The 22,889-nt window shown below is 66.4% G+C and carries 20 protein-coding genes, 2 pseudogenes and 1 CRISPR repeat array; of the genes and pseudogenes, 17 read left to right on the forward strand and 5 right to left on the reverse strand.

What is annotated here, in order from left to right; genetic code table 11:
- Positions 1–75 precede the first annotated feature (75 nt).
- Positions 76–2,716: a CRISPR direct-repeat array (repeat unit 29 nt; unit sequence GTGCTCCCCGCGGACGCGGGGATGAGCCC).
- Between the two features lie 45 nt (positions 2,717–2,761).
- From ABZW74_RS09270 to ABZW74_RS09310, 9 genes and pseudogenes are all read left to right on the forward strand, one after another.
- Positions 2,762–2,908: a hypothetical protein gene (locus tag ABZW74_RS09270; RefSeq protein WP_355275775.1), complete on the forward strand. Its 147-nt coding sequence runs from the start codon at positions 2,762–2,764 to the stop codon at positions 2,906–2,908.
- A gap of 252 nt (positions 2,909–3,160) precedes the next feature.
- A pseudogene (locus ABZW74_RS09275) lies at positions 3,161–3,966 on the forward strand (tyrosine-protein phosphatase).
- A 60-nt stretch (positions 3,967–4,026) separates the two neighbouring features.
- A complete protein-coding gene (locus tag ABZW74_RS09280) occupies positions 4,027–4,839 on the forward strand; it encodes a tyrosine-protein phosphatase (RefSeq protein WP_355275777.1) in 813 nt (270 codons plus the stop codon).
- Between the two features lie 197 nt (positions 4,840–5,036).
- A complete protein-coding gene (locus tag ABZW74_RS09285; protein ID WP_355275779.1) occupies positions 5,037–5,861 on the forward strand; it encodes a tyrosine-protein phosphatase in 825 nt (274 codons plus the stop codon).
- Positions 5,862–6,024: 163 nt separating this feature from the next.
- A pseudogene (locus tag ABZW74_RS09290) lies at positions 6,025–6,639 on the forward strand (serine/threonine-protein kinase); the annotation flags it as partial.
- Between the two features lie 213 nt (positions 6,640–6,852).
- On the forward strand, positions 6,853–7,542 hold the full coding sequence (locus ABZW74_RS09295; RefSeq protein ID WP_355275847.1) for a DUF1266 domain-containing protein: 690 nt from the start codon (positions 6,853–6,855) through the stop codon (positions 7,540–7,542).
- An 85-nt stretch (positions 7,543–7,627) separates the two neighbouring features.
- Positions 7,628–9,232, forward strand: a complete 1,605-nt coding sequence (locus tag ABZW74_RS09300; protein WP_355275781.1) for a DUF222 domain-containing protein — start codon at positions 7,628–7,630, stop codon at positions 9,230–9,232.
- Between the two features lie 26 nt (positions 9,233–9,258).
- Positions 9,259–9,804, forward strand: a complete 546-nt coding sequence (locus ABZW74_RS09305; RefSeq protein WP_355275783.1) for a hypothetical protein — start codon at positions 9,259–9,261, stop codon at positions 9,802–9,804.
- Between the two features lie 12 nt (positions 9,805–9,816).
- A complete protein-coding gene (locus tag ABZW74_RS09310; protein WP_355275785.1) occupies positions 9,817–10,083 on the forward strand; it encodes a hypothetical protein in 267 nt (88 codons plus the stop codon).
- Positions 10,084–10,086: 3 nt separating this feature from the next.
- Here the strand turns inward: ABZW74_RS09310 and ABZW74_RS09315 are convergent, their stop codons facing one another.
- Positions 10,087–10,566 (reverse strand): PaaI family thioesterase, encoded by a 480-nt coding sequence (locus tag ABZW74_RS09315; protein ID WP_240859804.1) that lies wholly within the window; start codon positions 10,564–10,566, stop codon positions 10,087–10,089.
- A gap of 40 nt (positions 10,567–10,606) precedes the next feature.
- Between ABZW74_RS09315 and ABZW74_RS09320 the strand changes: the two genes are divergently transcribed.
- The 6 genes from ABZW74_RS09320 (at position 10,607) to ABZW74_RS09345 (ending at position 15,181) form a co-directional block, all read left to right on the forward strand.
- Entirely contained in the window at positions 10,607–11,212 is a 606-nt protein-coding gene (locus ABZW74_RS09320; protein ID WP_240859802.1) for a TetR/AcrR family transcriptional regulator, read from the forward strand.
- 190 nt (positions 11,213–11,402) lie between these two features.
- The gene (locus ABZW74_RS09325) at positions 11,403–12,083 is read left to right on the forward strand and encodes a DUF4166 domain-containing protein (RefSeq protein ID WP_355275788.1); all 681 of its coding nucleotides are present in this window, start codon (positions 11,403–11,405) and stop codon (positions 12,081–12,083) included.
- A gap of 54 nt (positions 12,084–12,137) precedes the next feature.
- On the forward strand, positions 12,138–12,578 hold the full coding sequence (locus ABZW74_RS09330; RefSeq protein ID WP_355275790.1) for an SRPBCC family protein: 441 nt from the start codon (positions 12,138–12,140) through the stop codon (positions 12,576–12,578).
- A gap of 165 nt (positions 12,579–12,743) precedes the next feature.
- Positions 12,744–13,259: a DUF6764 family protein gene (locus ABZW74_RS09335; protein WP_355275792.1), complete on the forward strand. Its 516-nt coding sequence runs from the start codon at positions 12,744–12,746 to the stop codon at positions 13,257–13,259.
- An 87-nt stretch (positions 13,260–13,346) separates the two neighbouring features.
- Complete coding sequence (gene ppk2, locus ABZW74_RS09340; protein WP_240859794.1) at positions 13,347–14,294, forward strand: polyphosphate kinase 2; 948 nt, start codon at positions 13,347–13,349, stop codon at positions 14,292–14,294.
- Between the two features lie 44 nt (positions 14,295–14,338).
- Entirely contained in the window at positions 14,339–15,181 is an 843-nt protein-coding gene (locus ABZW74_RS09345; protein WP_240859789.1) for a hypothetical protein, read from the forward strand.
- Between the two features lie 3 nt (positions 15,182–15,184).
- Here the strand turns inward: ABZW74_RS09345 and ABZW74_RS09350 are convergent, their stop codons facing one another.
- Positions 15,185–16,339 (reverse strand): prolyl oligopeptidase family serine peptidase, encoded by a 1,155-nt coding sequence (locus ABZW74_RS09350; RefSeq protein ID WP_355275849.1) that lies wholly within the window; start codon positions 16,337–16,339, stop codon positions 15,185–15,187.
- A 203-nt stretch (positions 16,340–16,542) separates the two neighbouring features.
- Here ABZW74_RS09350 and ABZW74_RS09355 point away from each other — a divergent pair, with 203 nt between their 5' ends.
- Complete coding sequence (locus ABZW74_RS09355; RefSeq protein WP_355275795.1) at positions 16,543–17,241, forward strand: rhomboid-like protein; 699 nt, start codon at positions 16,543–16,545, stop codon at positions 17,239–17,241.
- Here ABZW74_RS09355 and ABZW74_RS09360 read toward each other — a convergent pair.
- A complete protein-coding gene (locus tag ABZW74_RS09360; protein WP_355275797.1) occupies positions 17,195–19,240 on the reverse strand; it encodes a prolyl oligopeptidase family serine peptidase in 2,046 nt (681 codons plus the stop codon). The two genes, ABZW74_RS09355 and ABZW74_RS09360, sit on opposite strands and share 47 nt — an antisense overlap.
- 109 nt (positions 19,241–19,349) lie before the next feature.
- Between ABZW74_RS09360 and ABZW74_RS09365 the strand changes: the two genes are divergently transcribed.
- Entirely contained in the window at positions 19,350–20,975 is a 1,626-nt protein-coding gene (locus ABZW74_RS09365) for a serine hydrolase (protein WP_355275799.1), read from the forward strand.
- Positions 20,976–20,984: 9 nt separating this feature from the next.
- On the opposite strand, the gene ABZW74_RS09370 is transcribed toward ABZW74_RS09365, so the two are convergent.
- A complete protein-coding gene (locus ABZW74_RS09370; protein ID WP_355275801.1) occupies positions 20,985–22,211 on the reverse strand; it encodes an NADH:flavin oxidoreductase in 1,227 nt (408 codons plus the stop codon).
- The gene (locus ABZW74_RS09375; RefSeq protein ID WP_355275803.1) at positions 22,208–22,822 is read right to left on the reverse strand and encodes a TetR/AcrR family transcriptional regulator; all 615 of its coding nucleotides are present in this window, start codon (positions 22,820–22,822) and stop codon (positions 22,208–22,210) included. The genes ABZW74_RS09370 and ABZW74_RS09375 overlap by 4 nt, the downstream gene beginning before the upstream one ends.
- Positions 22,823–22,889: the final 67 nt, after the last annotated feature.

Consider the following 22,889-nt stretch of genomic DNA (forward strand, 5'->3'; position numbering starts at 1 on the left):
CCGACGAGACCTCGTCACACACGACCAATAGACCAACCACAGGGGGTCAAAATTCAAACGTCGATAAGGGGTCAGATTTCAGCCGCCGTTGACAGGATGAGCCCTGGCAGCAATAAGAATGCATACCTGCGACCTAGTGCTCCCCGCGGACGCGGGGATGAGCCCAGGAAGTGACAGCGTGAACGGGCGACACGGGGGTGCTCCCCGCGGACGCGGGGATGAGCCCTCGGGTTCCCGACGCTGGCGCACGCTGTCGTCGTGCTCCCCGCGGACGCGGGGATGAGCCCGGTGTGGACAAGCTCCTCACGCTGTTCTCGCAGTGCTCCCCGCGGACGCGGGGATGAGCCCTTCGCCTGCCAAATCTGAGGCTTCCCCGGCGAGTGCTCCCCGCGGACGCGGGGATGAGCCCACCTCGATCCACGGGCCGATGTAGCCGCGGATGTGCTCCCCGCGGACGCGGGGATGAGCCCAAGGCTGAGCGCGAGAAGGCCGCACGGATCGAGTGCTCCCCGCGGACGCGGGGATGAGCCCAGCGGCGGCAACGAGGCGTCGGGTCTCTTCCAGTGCTCCCCGCGGACGCGGGGATGAGCCCACCCATCACGTCGGGATCTACTACGGAGTCCAGTGCTCCCCGCGGACGCGGGGATGAGCCCGGGTATACGGTCACCACGATCACGTCGACCACGTGCTCCCCGCGGACGCGGGGATGAGCCCGGTGGTAGGCCCGCCGCCAACCGAGCGAACGCGTGCTCCCCGCGGACGCGGGGATGAGCCCACGCCGAAGCATGTGACGGGAACACTTTCAGGGTGCTCCCCGCGGACGCGGGGATGAGCCCCAGTGGCGGCAGCCTGTGCCGCAGGCCACACAGTGCTCCCCGCGGACGCGGGGATGAGCCCATCGGCGGCGGCAAGTCGTCGTTCGGAAACTCGTGCTCCCGGCGGACGCGGGGATGAGCCCGGCGTTGGCGGGACAGCATGTCGGTGGTGATCGTGCTCCCCGCGGACGCGGGGATGAGCCCACGGGCGGATATGGATCGGGTGGCGCGGGAGTGTGCTCCCCGCGGACGCGGGGATGAGCCCGAGACGTTCCGCAACATCGTGAAAGCCACCTGGTGCTCCCCGCGGACGCGGGGATGAGCCCAAGGCTGGTGCGGGTTCGCAGGACGCGAACAAGTGCTCCCCGCGGACGCGGGGATGAGCCCTCCGGATGCACAATCCTGCGGTACCCCGACACGTGCTCCCCGCGGACGCGGGGATGAGCCCACCTCACCCTCGTACTGCACGACACGCGAGTCGTGCTCCCCGCGGACGCGGGGATGAGCCGCACGCGGCGACGCAGGACATGACTTCGAGTGCGTGCTCCCCGCGGACGCGGGGATGAGCCCCAGTCATCAAGGTCGGTGTCCGTCGAATCCACGTGCTCCCCGCGGACGCGGGGATGACACCAGTTTGTTTGATCGCCGCCGCACCGATGCTCGGTGCTCCCCGCGGACGCGGGGATGAGCCCTCGCGAACGGTGGTGCGTGATGGCCGGATTCAGTGCTCCCCGCGGACGCGGGGATGAGCCCGATGTCGAATGGCCAGTTCGAGGATGTGCAGGGTGCTCCCCGCGGACGCGGGGATGAGCCCAACTTCTGGTGCGACGGGGTGCGCATCTCCCAGTGTTCCCCGCGGACGCGGGGATGAGCCCATGGCCACGACGGGACGGTCCCGTTGTTGCCGTGCTCCCCGCGGACGCGGGGATGAGCCCTTCCCCGCCACCACCGCCGAACTCCACACCAGGTGCTCCCCGCGGACGCGGGGATGAGCCCGACCAGCTCACGGCGACGGGGGATACCGGCAAGTGCTCCCCGCGGACGCGGGGATGAGCCCCTGACACAGTTTCAGCGGCGACACGCCGCAAGGTGCTCCCCGCGGACGCGGGGATGAGCCCTCGGCCATGCGGCCCTCACCGTCGGGTAGCTTGTGCTCCCCGCGGACGCGGGGATGAGCCCAACAACGACTTCACCACGACGACGGAGCAGAAGTGCTCCCCGCGGACGCGGGGATGAGCCCGCTGCTGTAGCCGTGTTCGGCTGCGACCTCAGGTGCTCCCCGCGGACGCGGGGATGAGCCCATACGTTGGCCGCGCCGTTGCCGCCCCACTGCGTGCTCCCCGCGGACGCGGGGATGAGCCCTGGTGTGCGCTGACCACCCTGTTCGTCAACCTGTGCTCCCCGCGGACGCGGGGATGAGCCCCCTCACGTTGATCCGGCTCCTCACTCGAATGCGTGCTCCCCGCGGACGCGGGGATGAGCCCTGCTTGCGAGCGTGGCGGTCCAGGAAACCGTCGTGCTCCCCGCGGACGCGGGGATGAGCCCGCCTGCCCCGCCCCAGCGCCGATCGCCGCCAGGTGCTCCCCGCGGACGCGGGGATGAGCCACAGCCAGACGTGCAGCACGATCCTTTCGCGGAGGTGCTCCCGCGGACGCGGGGATGAGCCCGGTGACAGCGCAGCATCCAGCTGACCGCTGATGTGCTCCCCGCGGACGCGGGGATGAGCCCTGGAAAGAGCCGCCCACGGCCGAGTGAGTTCGGTGCTCGCCGCGGACGCGGGGATGAGCCCTCCAGGTCAGCTGCCGCTGGTCCTGTTCCCCGCGGACGCGGGGATGGGCCCGTCGCGAGCTGCGACAGCCCGTACCGGATGGCGTGCTCCCCGGGGACGCGGGGATGAGCCCGACCGCTTCAACACGTGGGTCGCCGGCCACTAGTTCAACGACCCGGTGAAGGTCACCCGCTCGGCGCTGCAGAACGCTGCGTCGATCGCGGCTCTGTTCCTCACCACCGAGGCCGTCGTCGCCGACAAGCCGGAGAAGAACCCCGCCCCCGCATTGCCGGGTGGCGACGAGATGGGCGGAATGGGCTTCTGATCTCGTCTCCGACGAGGATGGGCTTCTGATCTCGTCTCCGACGAGGATGGGCTTCTGAGTCCAAACCCCGTTTCGTATTGAACAACCGAAGGCCGGTCACCCCACGAGGGTGGCCGGCCTTCGGCCTTCGCATCGGCCGTGGAAGCCCATGCTTTGCCTCGTGCCGTGTCGAGAGCGCGTTTTGTGCCGAATCACGGTTGCTCCGGCGCCACGGCGCGTCGGTCGCGCCGACGCATGGGCAGACTGGAGGGTGTGACGATGACGCCCGCCCCGAGTCCTGTTCCGACACTGCCCAACCTGCGTGATCTCGGTGGCTGGTCCACCTCTCACGGCCGGAATGTGCGCGGTGGCCTGATCTACCGTTCGACCGACTTCTCGTTCATGGCGTCCATTGACCTCCCGCGTTTCGAGTCGCTCGGTGTGAAGACGATCTACGACCTGCGGTCGGCCACCGAACGCAAGGCTCTTCCCGATCCCGACCTGCCCGGCGTCGCCGATCTGCACCTTGACGTGCTCGCCGACGCGGCATAGCCCTCCCGGGCAATCTGCAGCACTTCCTCTCCGATCCCGCCACGGTCGCCACGGTCACCAAGGAGCTGTCGGGCGATGAGGCCAAGAAGATGATCAGGGACACTTATCGCGAGCTGGTGTCGATGCCCAGCGCACGTACGGCGTATCAAGCTTTCTACCGTGGCCTCCTCGGCGAACGACAATCGCCGTCGATGTTCCACTGCACCACTGGCAAGGACCGCACGGGATGGGCTGCGGCGTCCTTGCTCACCTTGCTGGGTGTGGCGAAAGACGATGTGTACGAGGATTATCTCCTCACCAACGATCGGCTCGTGCCCGCACTCAAACCCGTCTTCGACCGCTTCGGTGCCGCGGGAGGCAACCCCGATCTGCTGATTCCGGTGCTGGGAGTCGATGCGAGCTACCTCGACACCGCCTTCGCCGAGGTCGACAAGGCGTTCGGCGGTATCGAGGGTTATTTTGCCGACGCACTCGGCCTCGACTCCCACGAACAGCAGCGTCTACGAGATATCTACCTCGAGGACTGAAACTCTGGGCCGGGCCGAGGATGAGTCCTGCGTCAACGGTGACGGCCGACACGCGCCACAATGGTCACCGTGACCGAGCAGATCGATAGACCAGCGCTGACCGATGTCGCCAACTTTCGCGATGTCGGCGGTTGGGGTACCCGCGACGGACGACGTGTCGTCACCGGACGGCTGTTCCGGTCCGCCGCCCTCGACAAGGCGTCGGATTCCGACCGCACCTACCTCGCTGGTCTGGGTCTGCAGACCATCGCTGATCTGCGTTCGGTCGCCGAGGCCGACGCCGCTCCCGATCCGGTGATCGGCGATGCGCGCGCGGTGCTGCTCGACGTCCTCGCCGACGCCGCCGAGGTCGCCGTCCCGGCGCACCTCGACGTCCTGATCGCCGACCCCGAGGCGGTGGCGAAGGCCAACGAACGTCTCGCCGACGGCAGCGGCGTCGAGCACATGATCAGCTCTTATCGGGGTTTGGTGAACCTCCCGAGCGCCAAGCGTGGCTATCGTGAGTTCTTCACCGGCCTGCTCGACGGCACGCCGACGCTCTTCCACTGCACCGCGGGCAAGGACCGAACCGGTTGGGCGGCAGCATCTTTCCTCACCCTGATGGGTGTCGACCGTGATGATGTGTACCGCGACTATCTGCTGACCAACGACTTGTTCCTGCCGGCAATGTCGTCGGTGTTCGACAGCTTCGAGGCGGCCGGCGGCGACGCCGACCTCCTACGCCCCCTTCTCGGTGTGACGGCCACCTACCTCAACGTCGCATTCGACGAGGTGGCGATTCAATACGGCACCATCGACGACTACTTCGGCGAGGCCCTCGGCATCGACGCCGACGCGCGAGACCAGTTGCGTGAGCACTACGTGGTCAACTGACTCGAAGAGTTGTGCTGTTCCCGACTTGCCGACCCTCGAAGGCGCTGGTGAGAAACCGATCTCGTCTCGCACCAGGGCTACGAGGCTCGCAGGCTCGCATCTCGGCTGGCGGTGGGGCTTCGAGTTCTTGGGCGCTGACTGGATGAACTCTGCGCGCTGCGCGCGGCGCCGGTCTCCGCGTCTGAAATGATCTCCGCATGACCAGAACGCCCGGCCAGTCGATCGCTCTGTCGACCCTCCCGAACCTCCGAGATCTGGGTGGTTGGCGAACAACCGACGGTCGGTGGGTGCGGGAGGGATTGGTGTTTCGGTCGACCGATCTCAACCACCTCAATGACGACGATGTGTCAGCGCTCGAGCAGCTGGGTCTGCGCACCGTCTACGACCTGCGCACGCTGGCCGAGCGCACAGCCGAGCCGGACGTCTGCATCCCGTCGGCGAACGAGGTGGTTCTCGACGTCCTCGCCGACGCGGCGGCGGCGCTGCCGGCCAACCTCGTCACGATCTTCACCGACCCGGCGCAGGTGGCGAAGGCCGGCAAGTACCTCGAAGACGGTGAGGCGCTGGCGATCATCTCCGGCACCTACCGCGAGCTGATCACGCTACCCAGCGCGATGACGTCATATCGGCGCTTCTTCCGTGGTCTGCTCGGCGAGGACGACACGCCGGCGCTGTTCCACTGCACCACCGGCAAAGACCGCACGGGATGGGCCGCGGCATCGTTCCTGACCTTGATGGGCGTACCGAGCGACGATGTGTTCCGCGACTATCTGCTGACCAACGAGCAGCTGATCCCCGCCCTGAAGCCCGTATTCGACGCCTTCGCCGCGGCCGGTGGGAACCCCGACGATCTCCGGCCGGTGCTGGGTGTCGAGCGGAAGTATCTGGAGTCGGCCTTTGATGAGGTCGACAAGCGCTTCGGCAGTATCGACGATTACTTCGCCGAGGGTCTGGGTGTCGGCCTCGAAGAGCAGGATGCGTTGCGGCACAAGTATCTTGACCCAGATTTCAGTACCCGATGACCGGCACACTCGACGAGGGCGACGAGTTCGCCGGCTATCGGGTCGTCCGGCGGCTCGGTGTCGGCGGGATGGGTGAGGTGTACCTGGCCACCCACCCACGCTTGCCGCGCCAGGATGCACTGAAGGTGCTCGCACCCATGTACCACATGACGCACAGTTCCGCGAGCGCTTCGGTCGCGAAGCCGACGTCGCGTCAACTCTGTTGCATCCCAATATTGTTCCGCTGTACGACCGCGGGGAGCATCGCGAGCGGCTGTGGATCTCCATGGCCTATATCGACGGCTCGGACGTCGCAGCGCTCGCGGCCGATGTACCTGGCCGGATTCTGCCCGACGACCTGGTGATCGACGTGGCGGTCTCGGTCGCCGACGCGCTCGACCACGCCCACGAGAACGGACTGCTGCACCGTGACGTGAAACCCGGGAACATCCTTGTCGGTCAGGGCCGACGGCGACGGGTCTATCTAGCCGACTTCGGGATCGCCAAGCCGCAGGACTCTGGTTCGGCACTGACGTCGACCGGCGCGTTTGTCGGGAGCCTGGCCTATTGTGCACCCGAGCAGGCAGCCGCGGAACCGCTCACCGGTGCCGCCGACCAGTATCAGCTGGCGTGCACCATATTCGAGATGCTCGTCGGAGCACCACCCTATTCGGGCCCCAATCTGGTTGCGGTGCTTCACCATCACCTCACTTCGCCGGTTCCGTCGCCCCGGTCTCGTCGGCCGGCGCTGCCGCCGGAGCTCGATGCAGTCTTCTCCCGTGCGTTGGCAAAGACACCGTCGCAGCGCTACCTCCGCTGTGCGGACTTCGCGGACGATCTTGTCGCCGCGCTCACGGGCCGCTGGACGGAAGCCATCGGACCGGCACCCGTCCCGACTGCGCCGACGCCACATCCGCCCGCCGAGGTTTGGCGGCAGTCGACTGTGGTTGGACCAGTCGCGCAGCAGCCACTCGCCTTTGCGTCCACGAACGTGCAGGCGCCGATCCCGCCGGTGATCGGCTCACCGATTGCGTGGACCGGGAACCCGCATCCGCCCGAGCATCTGCGTGGGCTGGCCTGCGGTGCCTACTTTGCGTTGTCATCGACCGACGACCCGGTCGATGAACTGCTCGTCACCGGCAGCAAGTGCAACCTCCGCAAGCAGCTGCGTGAGACCTGGGGCATCATCGACGGCGAATCCGCCGAGGAGACAATCGAACTGTTGATGCTCGGTCTGGATGCGCCGGACTACGATCCGGTGCTGGCTGCCATCCGGTCGCGGGGGAGTTTCGGCCGCGACCGCATCGTGCACGACTTCCCGGCGCTCAATCCGTCCGTGCTCGACACCTGCCTGAGCATCGTCGGCTACACGCAGGGACGACCCGACGTCCTACCCGGAAGCGTTGCTGCGTGGGACATCTCGAGACTGGTGATCCTCGTGCGTTACTCCGCGTACCTGGAATTCCTGCACCCGTACCGGGCGTGGGAGGTCATCCTCGAGGCCGGGCGGAAGGCCGCGCAGGTGTATCCGGATTGGCGCGAGTACGCGGCCGGACTCGAATGGGGACGCGCATTCACCGTCGCGGAGGGGGACGACCGTCCGGTGCGTGCCGCCGAAGCGTCGTTCGCCGAGACCCGGCCGACGATCCTGCAGCTGGTGATGGATCCGACCAGTCCGTGGTGCCGTCTTCCACTGCGCTGACGTGATCATTCGTTGTAGCGCAACCCTTTTGCACGTACTGAAACAAAGGGGTGGTCGAGTCGCCAACTCTCGTGTACTCTCGAACGTGAGTTCGAGTGGTCCGGATTCGGGGGTGAGCATGGATCAGCAGATCGACCAAGCGGCGGGGTCGTCGTTGTCGGAGGTTCCCGGTGTGCTCGCCGAGATCGACGGGTTGCTGGATCGGTTGGCGGCTGCGGATCTGACTCGCTGTTCGGATGCCGAGTTGGTGGCCGTTGCGCAGGCGCAGGAGCGTGCGATCAATCGGATGACGTTTCAAGGTAATCGGCAGGTGCTGGAGCTGTCGGATCGGAATGTGCCCCGCGCGATGGGGTTTCGTAGTCTGACCAACTTCCTGAATGTCGAGTTGCGGGTGTCGGACCCGGCACGACGCAAAGATCAGATGGCCGCGACCGGCCGGTTCCGGGAATTCGATGGGCAGCTCAAGGAGCCGAAGTATCCGACGCTGGCGACCGCATTCGCCGACGGGCTGGTGGGGCCCGGCCACGTGCGTAAGACCGCGGAGATGTTGGATGCCATCCCGCACAAGGTTTCCCATGACAAGCAGGTCGCCGCGGAAGCGACGCTGGCCGGGTTGGCTGCCGAGCACACGCCCGACGAGATCAACGCGTTGGGGCAACGCCTGCTGGCGCACCTGGATCCGGACGGGGAACTGTCCGATGACGCCGACCGTAAACGGCAACGCAATCTGTGGCTGAATCGGCAGAACGCGCAACAGATGTCGAAGCTGACCGCGCACCTTGATCCGGAAACCCGGGCGCTGGTGGACATGTTGTTGGCGGTGTGGGCCAAACCCGGTCTCAACAACCCCACCGATCCCGACTCGCCCAGTGGTGCCGAAGATGACGCCGACCCCGAGAAGTTGAAAGCAGCCGCCGCGCGTGATGGGCGGTCGCAGGCCCAACGCAATCATGATGCGCTCTCGGCGTTGCTGAAAGCAGTGTTCACAGACGGTGTGCTGGGCAAAACCCATCGCGGGTTGCCGGTGCAGCTGATCATCAAGGTGCAACTCGAGGATCTGGTCGCCAAGGCCGGGTTCGGTACGACGGCGACCGGGTCGTTGGTGCCGATGGCCGATGTGGTGCGGTTGGCGGCCGAGGCCGACCAGTATTTGGCGGTGTTCGCCGACAGCATTCCCCTGGCCCTGTATGAGGGCCGGTCCAAGCGGTGCGCGACCCTGGCGCAGCGGTTGATGTCGTTTGCCCGTGAGGACGGGGAGGTGTGTTCGGCGCCGGGCTGTGATCAGCCGGCCACGCACGTGGAAATGCATCATGCGCACCGTGATTGGGCCGAGGGTGGGCGCACCGACATCGTCGACCTCGCACCTGCGTGTCCGAAGCACAATCGGATGGTCAGTGATCGGCTCGGGGATTACACCACCGGGGTGTATCGCAGCGGCGAGTTGGTCGGACGCACCTGGTGGCGGCGTAACCACCGACCCGGGGCGCCACCCAATCCGGCGCGCGTGAACCGGCGCCCCGACATCCGGGCACTGTTCGACCAACAACTCGAGAAGGCGCGCGGCCGAATCCACCACACCGAACCCGACCCGCCAGCGTCGGCCACATACCAACTCACCGAGACCATCCCACCACCGGTCTCGGCGGTAGAAGCACGCCTGGCCCTGAACCTCGTCCAGAACCTCCTCTGAAGAGGGGAGGCGACTAGGCTCCGATCATGAGCGCAGACACCGTCGCAGGCCGCCACGTCACCTCGTTGGTCCGTGCCTTTCTCAACTCGCCGCTGGCCGGACTGGCGCCATGGATCGTCATGTCGGTGTTCACCGGTCCGGGCCGGTACGAGGAAGCGGTCTCGGCGGCGCTCGGCCTTGCGATTCTCGTCGTGTTCGCCAATTGGCGGCTCGGGAACACCATCAAACTTCTCGAGTGGTTCGACACCGCGTTCTTCGCGGTTCTCGCAGCGATCGGGTTGTTCGCTTCGAAGGGGACCATCGAGTGGCTGGAACTGTGGGGCGGCGAGATCGCCAACGTCGCGCTGGTCTGCTTCGCGTTGGGATCGATCGTGATCCGACGCCCGTTCACGCTGGAATACGCACGCGAACAAGTGGATTCGGAGTTCTGGGAGCAGCCGCTGTTCATCCGGACCAACTACGTGATCACCTGGGCGTGGGTTGCGGCGTTCGCTGTTTCCGCGATCGCCGGCGCGATCGGTGACGCGGTGCTCGACGACTCGGGGAACTTCTGGACCGGGTGGATCGTGTAGATCGGAGCCACCGTGTTCGCGATCGCCTTCACCGAGTTCTACCCCGACTACGGCCCCAATCGTGCGCTGGCGAAACAGGGCATCGAGACCGATCCACCGGCTTCGCTGGCGCGTCTGTTCGACTGGGTGCCGGTGTTCGTCCTGATCGTGGGGATCATCGGGTTGGTCACCGATTCGACGTCGACGACCCTCGGCGTCACCTTGATCGTCGTGGGTGCCGTCGGGATCGGCGCGATGCGGCGATTCTTCCCGCCGCAGCGTTCCGCTCCCGCCGACTGACGCTCAGCGGAAGACGATGCACGTCGTCGTGCCGTGCGCGACGAGCTTGCCGTCGTCGGAGAACACCTTGCCCTCCGCCGTGGCGGTCTTGCGGCCGGCGTGGATCACCGTGCCGACCGCGGTCAGTTCGCCGGCGTCGACGGCGACCGACCGGATGTAGTTGATCTTGAGTTCCAGGGTCGTGTAGCCGACCCCGGCCGGGAGAGTGGTGTGCACCGCGCAGCCCATGACCGAATCGAGCAGGGTCGCGCAGACGCCGCCATGCACGGTTCCGAGCGGGTTGGCGAAGTCGGGTTTGGGTGTGACCGCAAAACTCACGTCGCCCTCGTCGATGCGCACCGGCCGCATACCGAGCAGGCGTCCGATGCTCGGGTGATCGTCGCGATGCGGGTTGTCGCGCCACGCCCGGAGTAACTCGAGTCCGGACAGTTGCAGCGGGTCGTTTCTGGTCTCAGCTGTGGTCATGACTATGTATGCTTGCATAGAGACGGCCGATTATGAAGACCTACATAGGAGAGACGGTATGGCGTCACATTCCGCTGCGTCGGTGACGCAGGGCTCCGAGGCGCGCGGACCGCGCGAACGGATGGTGATCCACGCCGCCGATCTGATCGGCCGCGACGGGGTGGCGGCAACATCCATCGGCGACGTCATCGCCGCCAGTTCGGCGCCGCGCGGTTCGATCTACCACCACTTTCCGGGCGGCAAGACCCAGCTCATGACGGAAGCCGTGCGTTACGCAGGCGACTTCATCGCCGACCGACTCGGGACCCTGCGCTCGCATACCGCCGCCGACGCGGTCACCGACATCGGCGACGTGTGGCGGCGCATGCTCATCAACAGCGACTACCAATTCGGTTGCCCGGTGCTCGCCGGAGGCCTGGCCCGCCGCACCGAACCTCAGGTCGCCGACGTGGCCGAGGAAGTCCTCACACAGTGGACCAAGCTGGTGGCATCGCGGCTCGTCGTCGAGGGGGTTGACGTGGACCGGGCGGGCTCGCTCGCGAACCTCATCGTCGCGGCCATCGAGGGGGCGGTCGGCCTCTGTCAGACGCAGCGCAGCGTCGAACCCCTCGACAACGTCATTCGCGAACTGGCACTGCTGACCCAAAGCGTCGCCACCGCCTGATGGCGTCCGCCCCAGCGGATTTCGTTCACGAACCTGCATTTGTGCAGGTCGATTCATGCTTCGGTGTTCAACTGTCGTGCCGGTCGTAGTAGGTTCTTCCCTCAAGTGAGGCGCCCGTCGGGGGTCGGCGTTGCTTCGATGGTGCTTGTGCGGGCAAGTGGCCCGCCCGAACGGTTGGGGAGTGTGAGAGATGACGCCGGTGTTCATGCAGGCACTGGGGTCTGACTTCGACCGCTTGCACCCGAACCTGGCGTGGCGGTACAGCATCGACTCGACATCCGGGGTAGCGCTGATGGCCACCGGAATCATGGAATCGATCTACGTGAGTTCGGCGGTGCCGTCGCCGCTGTTGCGCCACTACGGAAATCGAGCAGCGCTACCGCGTCGGTCGAGCCGGATGGTGCCGTTCCGCGAGTCGCACTACTGCTACCAGGACGAACTGAAGCGTGAGAGTCTGGCGATCCTGCGGACGTTCGACTACTCGTCCGGACCGCACCGATTCAACTCGGTCAAGGTGTTCGCCAAGAATGGCGTCATCCGCGATCACTTCGGCGACGGACCCGAACTGCTGACCGATCTCGAGGTGTCGGTGAACTCCCGGGGCGATCTCCTGTTGGAGAGCGGCCCGCTGCACTGGCTCGGCAAGGGGCCAAAGCTGGGCATGCGCCGCCTGTTCGACGCCCGGATGAAGTACATGGAGGGTTGGGACGAGCGCAACGACCGGTTCCGGTGCGACGCCACCGTGCGCGCGCCGATGTTCGGCGAGATCTTCCATCTCCGTGGATGGTTCACCGCGAGCGACCAACTCTGCTCACTCCAGGAGATCCCCGACGAGGCATGGACCGAACGCCTCGTCGATCGCGATACCTGAGTCGACGCGGTGGTTCCCTGCAACCGCTCGACGGCGCCGAGGTAGGTTCACCTCATGGCTGTCTCCGCGAAAATCGAATTCGACGTCGCCGCACCCCCGTCGGTGGTCATGGAAGTTCTGATGGACATCGAGTCCCTCCCGGACTGGTCCGGGCCGCACCGGGAAGCGGAGATCCTCACCGAGCATGAGGACGGCACACCGGACACCGTCCGGATGGTGGTCACCGCTGCCGGGATCTCCGACGAGCAGCGCTGCAATTACGAGTGGACCGACACCACGTGCGAGTGGCACCTCATCGAGTCGAATCAGCTGAGTCAGCAGCACGGCAAGTACACCGTCACCGAGAACGGCGACGGTGCCCACGTGGAATTCGTCCTCGAAGTGGATCTGAAGATCAAGCTGCCCGGCCTGATCGTGAAGCGCGCGCAGAAGATGGCCGTCGACACCGCCAAGAAGGGGCTGACCGCCGAAGCTCAGCGACGCGCGGCCGACTGACCTTCCGCCACCCAACGGCCACGACGAGACCCCGGTGACGGGTGTGGCGCGGTGTTGCGGATCCGTGACTAGGCTGCGTCCCCGTCGGGTCTTGTCTCCGGCGTACTGGCGGGTACCCTGGCGTCCAACCGCAAAACCCCGACCCCCGCATTGGAGCCAAATAAATTGCGAATCAACAGGATTGCAGCCCGAGTCACTGTCGCCGTCATCGGTGGAGCCGGTCTGGTGTGGCTGGCCGGGATCAGTGGCGGACAGGCTGGAGCGGCCACCTGTAATGCGGCGAACGGGCAGCAGGTCGAGCGGGTCCACGGCACGAGCGGGTGCGGCGCGAAGGCCGGACCTGGGTCGGCGGCAAGTGCCGAGGAGCGTAGTTCGGGCGGCACCGCCGTCGCCGTGGCGGCCAACCGAGGTCATGCGCGGGCACTGAACCTGCAACCCGGGTCGTCGGCCCTCGCCGGTGCCAACACGGGCGGCAACGCCTTCGCCGTGACGACCGGACCCAAGGGGCTGTCGGTGGCGCAGGCGCGTCAGGGCGGCAACGCCATCGCGATCGGCGGGTGGGGCGGCCAGGCCTACGCCGGTCCCGCCGGTGCGGCCTGCTCGGGCGGATTCGCGGCCGCCGCCGACACCACGACCGGCAAGGTGTGCCTGCACGCGGGGTCCATCGACTACCGCAATTGACCTCGTGAGGGGTGAACTCGGTAACGCACGCCGCCGAGTTCACCCCTTCGCAATGTGTCGTTCGATGGCTCGACCTATCGTTGAGTGGTGACCGAGTTACACGACCTGGATCAGATCGGCCCCGACTTCAGCGTGCTCAATGGCAGGGAAGCGCTGCAGCAACTCGTCGACCTCCACGACACGACGCAATTCACCGTCAACGACGATGACGACGACGACCCCGTGCTCCTGACGCTTCCCGAGCGCAACGTCGTCGACACGTGGCGGCAGGACTACCCGTACGACGAGCGGATGAGCCGCCGCGAGTACGAGGTGACCAAGCGGCGCCTGCAGATCGAGCTGCTCAAACTGCAGAAGTGGTCCAAGCAGAACGGCCAGCGGCACCTGCTCGTCTTCGAAGGACGGGACGCCGCCGGCAAGGGCGGCACGATCAAACGCTTCAACGAACACCTCAACCCTCGTGGCGCGCGTGTGGTCGCCCTGGAAAAGCCCAGCGCACGCGAGTCCACCGAGTGGTATTTCCAGCGCTACGTCCAGCACCTTCCGGCCGGCGGCGAGATGGTGTTCTTCGACCGATCCTGGTACAACCGCGCCGGCGTCGAGCGGGTCATGGGTTTCTGTACACCCGAGCAATACGACCAGTTCATGACGCAGGTGCCGGCCTTCGAGAAGATGCTCGTCGACGACGGGATCAACCTGGTCAAGTTCTGGTTCTCGGTGACCCCGCTCGAACAGCGCACCCGATTCGCGATCCGGCAGATCGACCCGGTCCGGCAGTGGAAACTGTCGCCGATGGATCTCGCCTCCCTGGACAAGTGGAACTCCTACAGCGAGGCCAAGGAGGCGATGTTCGCCATCACCGACACCGACCACGCGCCGTGGACGGTGGTCAAGAGCAACGACAAGAAGCGCGCGCGGATCAACGCCATGCGCCACGTGCTCAGTCTGTTCGACTACGAGGGCAAGAACACGGAGCTGGTGGGTGCACCCGACCCCTTGATCGTCGGGCGCGCACGCGACGTCGTCGGGGAGTAACTGCCGGGTGCGATCGGTCCGACGCGCGTCGGTAGCCTCGTGTCGTGCGTAGCTTTCTCAGCGGTTTGCTGACCTTGATCGCGATGGTCGCGTGTGTGTTGGCAGTACCGACGATGTGGATCTCCGAACGACTCGTCGACCAGGACGGGTTCGTGTCGGTGGTGAGTCCGATGTCGACCGACGAGCATGTCAAGGACTTCCTGGCCGACCGGATCACCGAGCAGGCGGTGGCCCGGGCCGATCAGCTCAACACCGACGTCCTGAACGCACCGATAGAGGCATTGGTCCGACCGGTCGCGCAGCGATACACCGACAGCCCCGGTTTCCAGGCTGATTTCGTCAGCCTTGTGCGGCAGCAGCATTCCTGGCTGTTCGACGAACCCGCACCGGGCACCGATACGCAGGTGATGCGCGTCGACATCACGCCGATGGTGAATCGTGTGATCAGCCAAGTCATTCCGGGTGCACAACCACTCGCCGGGCCGATCGAGGTGGAACTGGTCAACCGCGAGAACGGGCTCGAGGCCGGGCAGTATCACCGTGTCGGCCAACAGATCACGACGCTCGGCTGGTCCTCGACCATCGTTGCGGCCGTCGCCGCACTGCTGGCGCTGCTCGTGGCGCGACGACGCGGAACCGTGCTCGCCTGGCTCGGCATCGGACTGATGCTGTCGTGTGCGGCCGCATGGGCGGCGGGAACCTACCTGGCCGACCAGGCCCGCGATCGGGTGTCGACGGCAGCGGAGACGACGCGCGATGTCGCGGAACTTTTCATCGACCGTTGCGCCGACGACCTCACGCAATTTGCGCTGATCGTGGGCGGCGTCGGACTGGGCGTGGTGGTGCTCGGCATCGTCGTGCGACTGGTGCTCCCGGGCGGGCGTTAGGCCTCAGCGCAGAATGCGGGCCAGGAAGGGCGTCGAATCCGGCATCGATGCGAGGACGGCGCTGGAGTGGTCGTCCTCGGGGTACACGTGCAGGGTGACCGGCTGACCGTTGGCCTTCATCTGGGCATACAGCGAGAGTGCCGATGGCGCCGGGACATCCACGTCCCGAAGTCCCTGACCGAGGAAAATGGGACGGTCGTAGCCCTTGTACGGGGTGGCCATGTAGGTGTGTAGAGCCGCCGACAGACCGGGAATCGACAGCAGGGGCCTGGTGAACCACGTACGCACGTCGTCGCCGGCGAGGGACTTCTTCAGGATCGGATAGCAGGTGGACCGACCCTGCGCCAGTCGCTCGATTCCCTTGCGGCTCATGACCGATGCGACGCGGAGGTCCGGCCGGGTCTCGTTGAATCCGGCCAGGATGTACGCGGTGTAGGCGTTGAGCCCGCCGGGCAGCGTCACCGGCGGAACGAGCGGGCCGAGATTCTGATACAGGTACTCGAGATTGGCCGGGATGCCCGTGGCGACCACCCCGCGGTAGTCCAGACCGGTGCCGCGGCTGAAGCTTGTCGCGTACCGGGCGCCGTTGAGCGCGGCGGCCGCTCCTTGCGACTGTCCGATGATCGCCCACCGCTTGGCGAGTGGGAGACGCATCTGATGGCTGGCGACCACGACGTCGACGATCGCGTGCGCCGCGGTCACTCCGTTCAGATAGGCCATCAGGCCCGGCGTGCCCAGCCCGACGTAGTCGGCGGCGACCACCGCGTAGCCCTGCTGCAACCAGTGCCCGAGGTACTTCTGGTCCCGGGCACTTCGTGGAAACGCCGACGGGGTGCACGCGTCGGCCATTCCGACGGTGCCATGTGCCCAGGAGATCACCGGCCAGCCGCCGCGCGGCGGTGTCCCGGGCGGCAGGAACACGGCTCCGGTGGACGAGGCCATGCGGCGATGCTGGTTCAGCGACGAGAACTGGATGCGATAGGCGTTGCCCGCGCCCGGAATCGAGAGTGCGGGGTCCAACGGAACGGACGCCAGGAGGACGCCACCGCGTGCCGGCAGCGGTCCGCGGAAGTCGGTCACGTTCAAGCCCGACCAGTTCGGGGCACCCACCGAGACCTCGTCGTCCGCGCGGGCCACGCCGGGCCCGGCAGCCGGCATGCCGAGGATGAGCAGGGCCGCCACGGCTGGGCACAGGCGGCGGAACAGGGCGCGAGATACCGGCAACATGATCGGTGAGCCTAGATGCGCGTGCCGGTGGATTCGGTCTCGCTTCGACGATCTGGCACTGGACTGTGCGCAACATGTCACGACACCGACCACAGTGGGACACTGACACAAGGTCGTCGACGAGAGGTGTTTGTATGGTTCGCGCGCAGCGCCACGCACTCCGTGCGACGTGGGGTGTGCTCGCGTCGGCGCCGCTGACCTGTGGTTGGCTCGCGATCCTGCTGGTGACCACCATCATCGGGCGCACTGTGAGCCCGGCAGAGCTCGACCGGATTCTCGGTGAGCGGTCCACCAACCTGCACAACCTGACCACCGACCCCGTGCATGTGCTGTTCACCAGTCTGTTCTGGATCGACGGCGCGTTCTGGCTTCCGTACCTGGTGTCGTTCTGCGTCTTTCACATCCCCGCGGAGCGCTGGCTGGGGTCCCTACGGTGGCTGGCGGTCGGACTGAGCGCGCACATCCTGGCGACCTTCGTCAGTGAGGGGTTGCTCGGTCTCGCCATCCACGATGGCGTGGCCGACGAGTCGATGGTCAACGTGCTCGACGTCGGCGTGAGCTATTTCCTCGCGGGCATCGTCGGTGTGTTGACCTACCGCATCGCACGTCCGTGGTGCTGGGTGTATCTCGGCGGCGTACTCGCGGTCTACGGTCTCCCGCTGATCGTGGCCTTCGACTTCACCGCGATCGGTCACTTCACATCGGTGCTCATCGGCCTGGCCTGGTACCCGATGGCACGACGACGTGGCGTGCCGCCGTGGAATCCGAAAGTCACTCTCAGTCGTGTCACCCGATGGTGCGCCACAGGAATTCGTAGGCGAGCGCGGACTTGAACGCCGCCTGCTTGTTGTCCGCCGCGCCGCCGTGCCCGCCCTCGATGTTCTCGTAGTACTGCACGGCGTGCCCGGTCTCCTCGAGGCGTGCCACCAGTTTTCGGGCGTGCCCCGGATGGACGCGATCGTCGCGGGTGGACGTCGTGACCAGGATCGGCGGGTAGGTGACGTCGGCGCTGATGTTCTGATACGGCGAGAACGGCTTCATGAACGCCCACTGCTCGGGATCGTCGGGATCGCCGTACTCGGCCATCCACGATGCTCCCGCGAGCAGTAGGTGATAGCGCCGCATGTCGATCAGCGGCACCTGGCACACCAGCGCTCCGAACAGCTCCGGATATCGGGTCAGCATCACTCCCATGAGAAGCCCACCGTTGGAACCACCTTGCGCGGCAAGCTGCTTCGGCGTCGTGAGACCGGAGTCGACGAGAGCGCGCGCCACCGCCGCAAAGTCCTCGTACACCTTGTGTCGGCCGGCCTTCTGCGCCTGGGTGTGCCACGACGGACCGTACTCGCCGCCACCCCGGATGTTGGCGATGACGTAGATGCCGCCGCGCGCGATCCAGCTCTGCCCGGCGATCGCCAGATAACCTGGCGTCAGGGCGTTCTCGAATCCGCCGTAGCCGTAGAGCAGCGTCGGCCCGCTGCTGGTGCCATTCCTGCGCACCACAAAGTAGGGGACCTGCGTTCCGTCGTCGGAGGTGGCGAAATGCTGTTCGGCACTGATGTTCTCGGCGTCGAAGAACTCCGGACTGTGTTTGATGACGGTTGCGTCCACGCCACTGTCGCCGTGCAGCAGACTCGGCGGATCGGTGAATGACGTTGCCGACCAGAAGACCTCGTCGCTCTCGTCGGGGTCGGTGTCGAGGACCGAGATGGTGGCGAGCTCGGGAAGTCCGGGCTGCGGCACGGTTTCCCAGTCGCCGACGCTGCGCACCTCGACCCGCGTGTGGACGTCGTGCAGCGTCACGATGATGAGATGTGAACGGGTGAAGGAATAGTCGACCAGACTCGTGTGCGCGTCCGGGGTGAACAGGACCGTCGCGTCGCGGCCGCCGGCCTGGTAGCGCGGATAGTCGAAGACGAGCAGCGTTCCCGGTGCATGGGTCACGTCGCCGACGGACCACTCCGACCGGGTCAGCACCAGCAGCCAGTCCCGGTGCACCCCCGCGTGTGCGTCGGTCGGCACATCCACCAATTCTTGCGTGTCGTCCGATAATTGGTACAGCAGCGAGTTGAAGAAGTCGGTGGCCCGGCTCACGAAATGACGCTCGAACCCCGGGGTGTCGTCGTACACCGCCCGGATCGACACGTCACCGGTCTCCCCGGCGAAGACCGTCACGGCGTCCTCGAGCGGGGTGCCGCGGGACCAGCGCTTGACGATGCGTGGGTACCCGGAGTCGGTCAGTGCCTTGCGGCCATCCGGCTGGACCCCGAAATCGGTTCCGACATAGACGGAATCGCGATCAATCCACCCCACGCTGGATTTGTTCTCGGGGAGCCCGAAGCCGTCGGCGACCCAGGTGCGAGTGGTCAGGTCGAATTCTCGGACGACGGTGGCGTCGGCGCCGCCGCGAGACAGTGAGATGAGTGCCCGATCGTAGTGGGGCCGTAATGCCGTGGCGCCGGCCCATACCCAGTTCTCGTCTTCGTCGCGGGCCAACTCGTCGACGTCGATGAGCACGTCCCAGTCCGGTGTGTCGGTGACGTAGGACTCGAGCGTGGTGCGGCGCCAGAGACCGCGCGGGTTGGCGGCGTCCTTCCAGAAGTTGTAGAGGTACTCGCCGCGGCGTCGGACGTAGGGGATTCGGTCGTCGGTGTCGAGGGCCGCGAGGGTCTGCGATTCCATCTCGCGGAACCGGTCGGACGACGTCAGTTCGTCGACCGTCGGCTGGTTGTGTTCACGCACCCAGGCGAGTGCGTCGTCGCCGGTCACGTCCTCGAGCCAGAGGTAGGGGTCGGGCGGCGTCGTGCCGTCGTGCTGCGTCATGGCATTCAACCTACGTGGGCTCGCTCGACCGCGTCATTTGGCCTGTTCAAACCGCATACGTGCAGGTCATGCGTCCGGTAACCTGCCGAGCGAGGGTCGGAGATCTCAGGAGGGCGTCATGTTGGCCGTAATCCGTCCGAGAACCCGACATCGACGGCGCTGGCCGCTGGTCGCGACCAGCGTGCTCGCCGTCGCCGTGCTGGCAGCGGCCTGCGACTCCGGTTCCACGTCGTCGCCCAGCAGTTCCGCGGTCCCGGCGTCGGAGGAGAATCCCAACGCCCAGGTCGAGGGTGCGCTGCCGGACAACGCGGTCGCCGACGCGGTGTCCAAACTCGACGGGCTCGTCGAATCGATGATGCGCGACACCGGGATTCCCGGTATGGCCGTGGCGGTGGTGTCGGGCGGGGAAACCAAATACGCCAAGGGATTCGGGGTCGCCGATGTCACCACGGGTGCCTCCGTCAACGCCGACACCGTCTTCCCGCTCGCCTCGATGTCCAAGTCCATCGGTTCGACGGTGATCGCGTCGCAGGTCACCAACAAGACCGTGTCGTGGGACGACCAGGTGGCGGCCGCGCTGCCCGGTTTCGCGCTCGCCGACCCGTATGTCACTCGCACGGTCACCGTCGCCGACATGTACACGCACCGTTCCGGTTTGCCCGACCACGCCGGCGACAAGATCGAGGATCTCGGTTATCCCCGGGCGGTGGTCCTCAACCGACTGCGATACGCGCCGCTGCAGCCGTTCCGAATCACATACGACTACACCAACTTCGGGATCACCGCCGGCGCCGAGTCGGTGGCCAACCGGTCGGGCCGCGACTGGGAGACGCTCTCGGAGGAGTCGATCTACCGCCCACTCGGCATGACGCGCACGAGTTCGCGCTTCCGGGATTTCACGGCACGCGACAACCGGGTCGTCGGGCACGTGCAGGTCGACGGCAAGTGGGTCGTCACGTTCAAGCAACGCGATCCCGACGCGCAGGCGCCCGCAGGTGGGGTCAGTTCGTCGGTCAACGACCTCACCCACTGGCTCACGATGTTGATGGCTCAGGGAACGTATCAGGGTAAGCAACTCGTCGCGCCCGAGGCGTTGTTGCCCGCGATCACGCCGCAGATCGTGTCGTCACCGTCCTCGGCGCCGGACGCGCGGGCCGGGTTCTACGGCTACGGATTCAACGTCTCGGTCACCGCCGGCGGGCGCACCCAGGTGAGCCATTCGGGTGCCTTCGGGTCGGGAGCGGCAACCAACTTCCTCGTGCTGCCCTCGGCTGACGTGGCGATCGTGGTGTTGTCCAACGCATCTCCCATCGGGGCGGTCGAAGCGATCACCGGCGAGTTCGCCGATCTCGTCCAGTTCGGCGAGGTGCGTCACGACTGGCGCACCCTCTACCGGCAGGCGTTCGACGCGGAGAACCAGCCGTCGGGCAGCCTGGTGGGTAAGCAGCGTCCAGCCAATTCTGCACCGGCGCAGGCGCTCTCGTCCTACGTCGGAACCTATGCGAACTCCATGTACGGACCGGCGGTGGTCCGCGAGCAGGGCGGAAAGCTGGTCCTGGCGATGGGTCCGGGTGGTGTGACGACCCATGAACTCACCCACTGGGACGGCAACACCTTCACCTTCACACTCCGCAACGAGAACGCCGAACTCGGATCGATCTCCAAGGTCACCTTCGACGGGCCGCGCATGCTGATCGAGTACTACGACGACGAGGAGAACGACGGGGTGTTCACCCGGCAGTGAGCGGAATGCCTAGCCCGCGACCACCTCGCCGGTGCGCACCGGGCAGCGGGTGTGCGAGTAGATGGTCGGCATGCAGAGGTTGCAATGCGTGCACTGCGATGTGGTCGCCGGGTCGGACGCGATACGCAAGGGCAGGTCGGGTTCGCGCAGCAATGCACGCCCCATCGCGACGAAGTCGAATCCCTCACCCAGCGCGAGATCCATTGATGCGCGGTCGGTTACGCCACCCAGCAGGATCAGCGGGAGGTCGACGGCCGCGCGCAGCCGGCGGGCGAGTGGCAGGAGGTAGCCGTCGTGGTAGTCGTAGTGCTTGAGGAAGAACGGGCCGGCCGCCTTGAGGCCCCAGTGCATGGCACCGCGGAAGGCGTCGGCGAACGCGGCGCGCGGGGCGTCGCCATGGAAGAGGTACATGGGGTTGAGGAGTGACGACCCAGCGGTCGGTTCGATGGCGTCGAGGTGACCGTCGCGTTCGAGCAGCCGGGCCACCTCACAGGCCTCGTCGATGTTGAATCCCGACCACCGCCGACCGCCACCGCCGGGCTTTCCCACACCGTCGAACATGTTGAGCTTCACCCAGACCGCGGCCTCGTCGCCGACCTCCTCGCGCACCGACTCGGCGACCTCGCGGGCCAGGCGGGCACGGTTGACGAGCGTGCCACCGTAACCGTCATGTCGGTGGTTGAGCAGTGGCGACAAGAAGCAACTGATCAGATAGTTGTGGCCGCAATGGATTTCGAGCCCATCGAATCCGCTGTCGACGGCGATGCGGGCCGCGCGCCGAAACTTCACCCGTAGATCTTTGATGTCCTCGGCGGTCACCTTGTGCGTCACCGACATTCCCATGGGTGCGGGAATGCGCGACGGGCCGAGCGCCTTCGCGCGGTTCGACACCGAGTTCGCGACCGGGCCGGCATGGCCGAGTTGGGCGGCCGCGAGCGCGCCCTCACCATGGATGGCGTCGGTGAGCTTCCGCAGGCCTCCCATGGCCTCCGGGCGCATCCAGATCTGGTGTCGGTCGGTACGGCCCTCCGGAGAGATCGCGCAGTAGGCGACGGTGCTCATCGCGACACCGCCCGCGGCGACCTCGCGGTGGAACTCTATCAGGTCGTCGGTGACGAGGGCGTCGGGCGTCATGCCCTCGAAGGTGGCGCATTTGATGAGGCGGTTGCGCAAGGTCAGCGGGCCGAGCGGCGCCGGGCTGAAGGGGTCGGATCGTTGGGGGTTCGCGTTGGTCATCGAGTCTCTCCGTGAGTGGGCTGGGCTGATGTCGAGAGGTCTGGCGCCGGGGAGGTGAGGCCCGCGGCGACAAATGCCCGCAGCGCGTCGACCGTGCGCGGCGACGGCGTCGACGGCCCGCCGAAGCGCAGCAGGATGAGTTCGAACGCGAGCGACCATCGTCGGCGCGCGTCGTCGGGAGACAAGCCGTCGACCATGCCGATCAGTACGGTTGCCCAGTGGTCGAGCCGGAACCACGGCTTGCTCCACGGCGCGACGGGATGTGTCAGCGCGAACCTGGCGAGCAAGCGCAGGTGAAGATGGCCGACGGGGTCGTCGGCGGTCGCGACCAGCGGGGTGATCACCGCGTCTACCAGGGTGGCTACCGAATCGGTCGCCGGGTCGATCCGGTCGAGCGCGGCGACCCAGATCGGGGCGAGCCGATCCTCGAGGAGTGCGACGGTGAGCTGATCCTTGGAGCCGAAGTGGTAGTGCACCGCGGCCGGATTCGCGCCGGCCGCCGCGCAGATCGATCGCACCGACACGGCGTCGTATCCGTCGGCGAGGAACAGCCGCTCGGCGCAGCGCAGCAGTTGCGCGCGGGTTTCGTCGGCTCGTGTGGGGGCGGTCACACGGTCATCACACCACAGAGTCAATCAACGTTTCAATCACTGATTGAATTCTTGATGCCTGGTTACC

It is taken from the genome of Gordonia sp. NPDC003585 (assembly GCF_040610755.1).
Lineage (GTDB): Bacteria > Actinomycetota > Actinomycetes > Mycobacteriales > Mycobacteriaceae > Gordonia.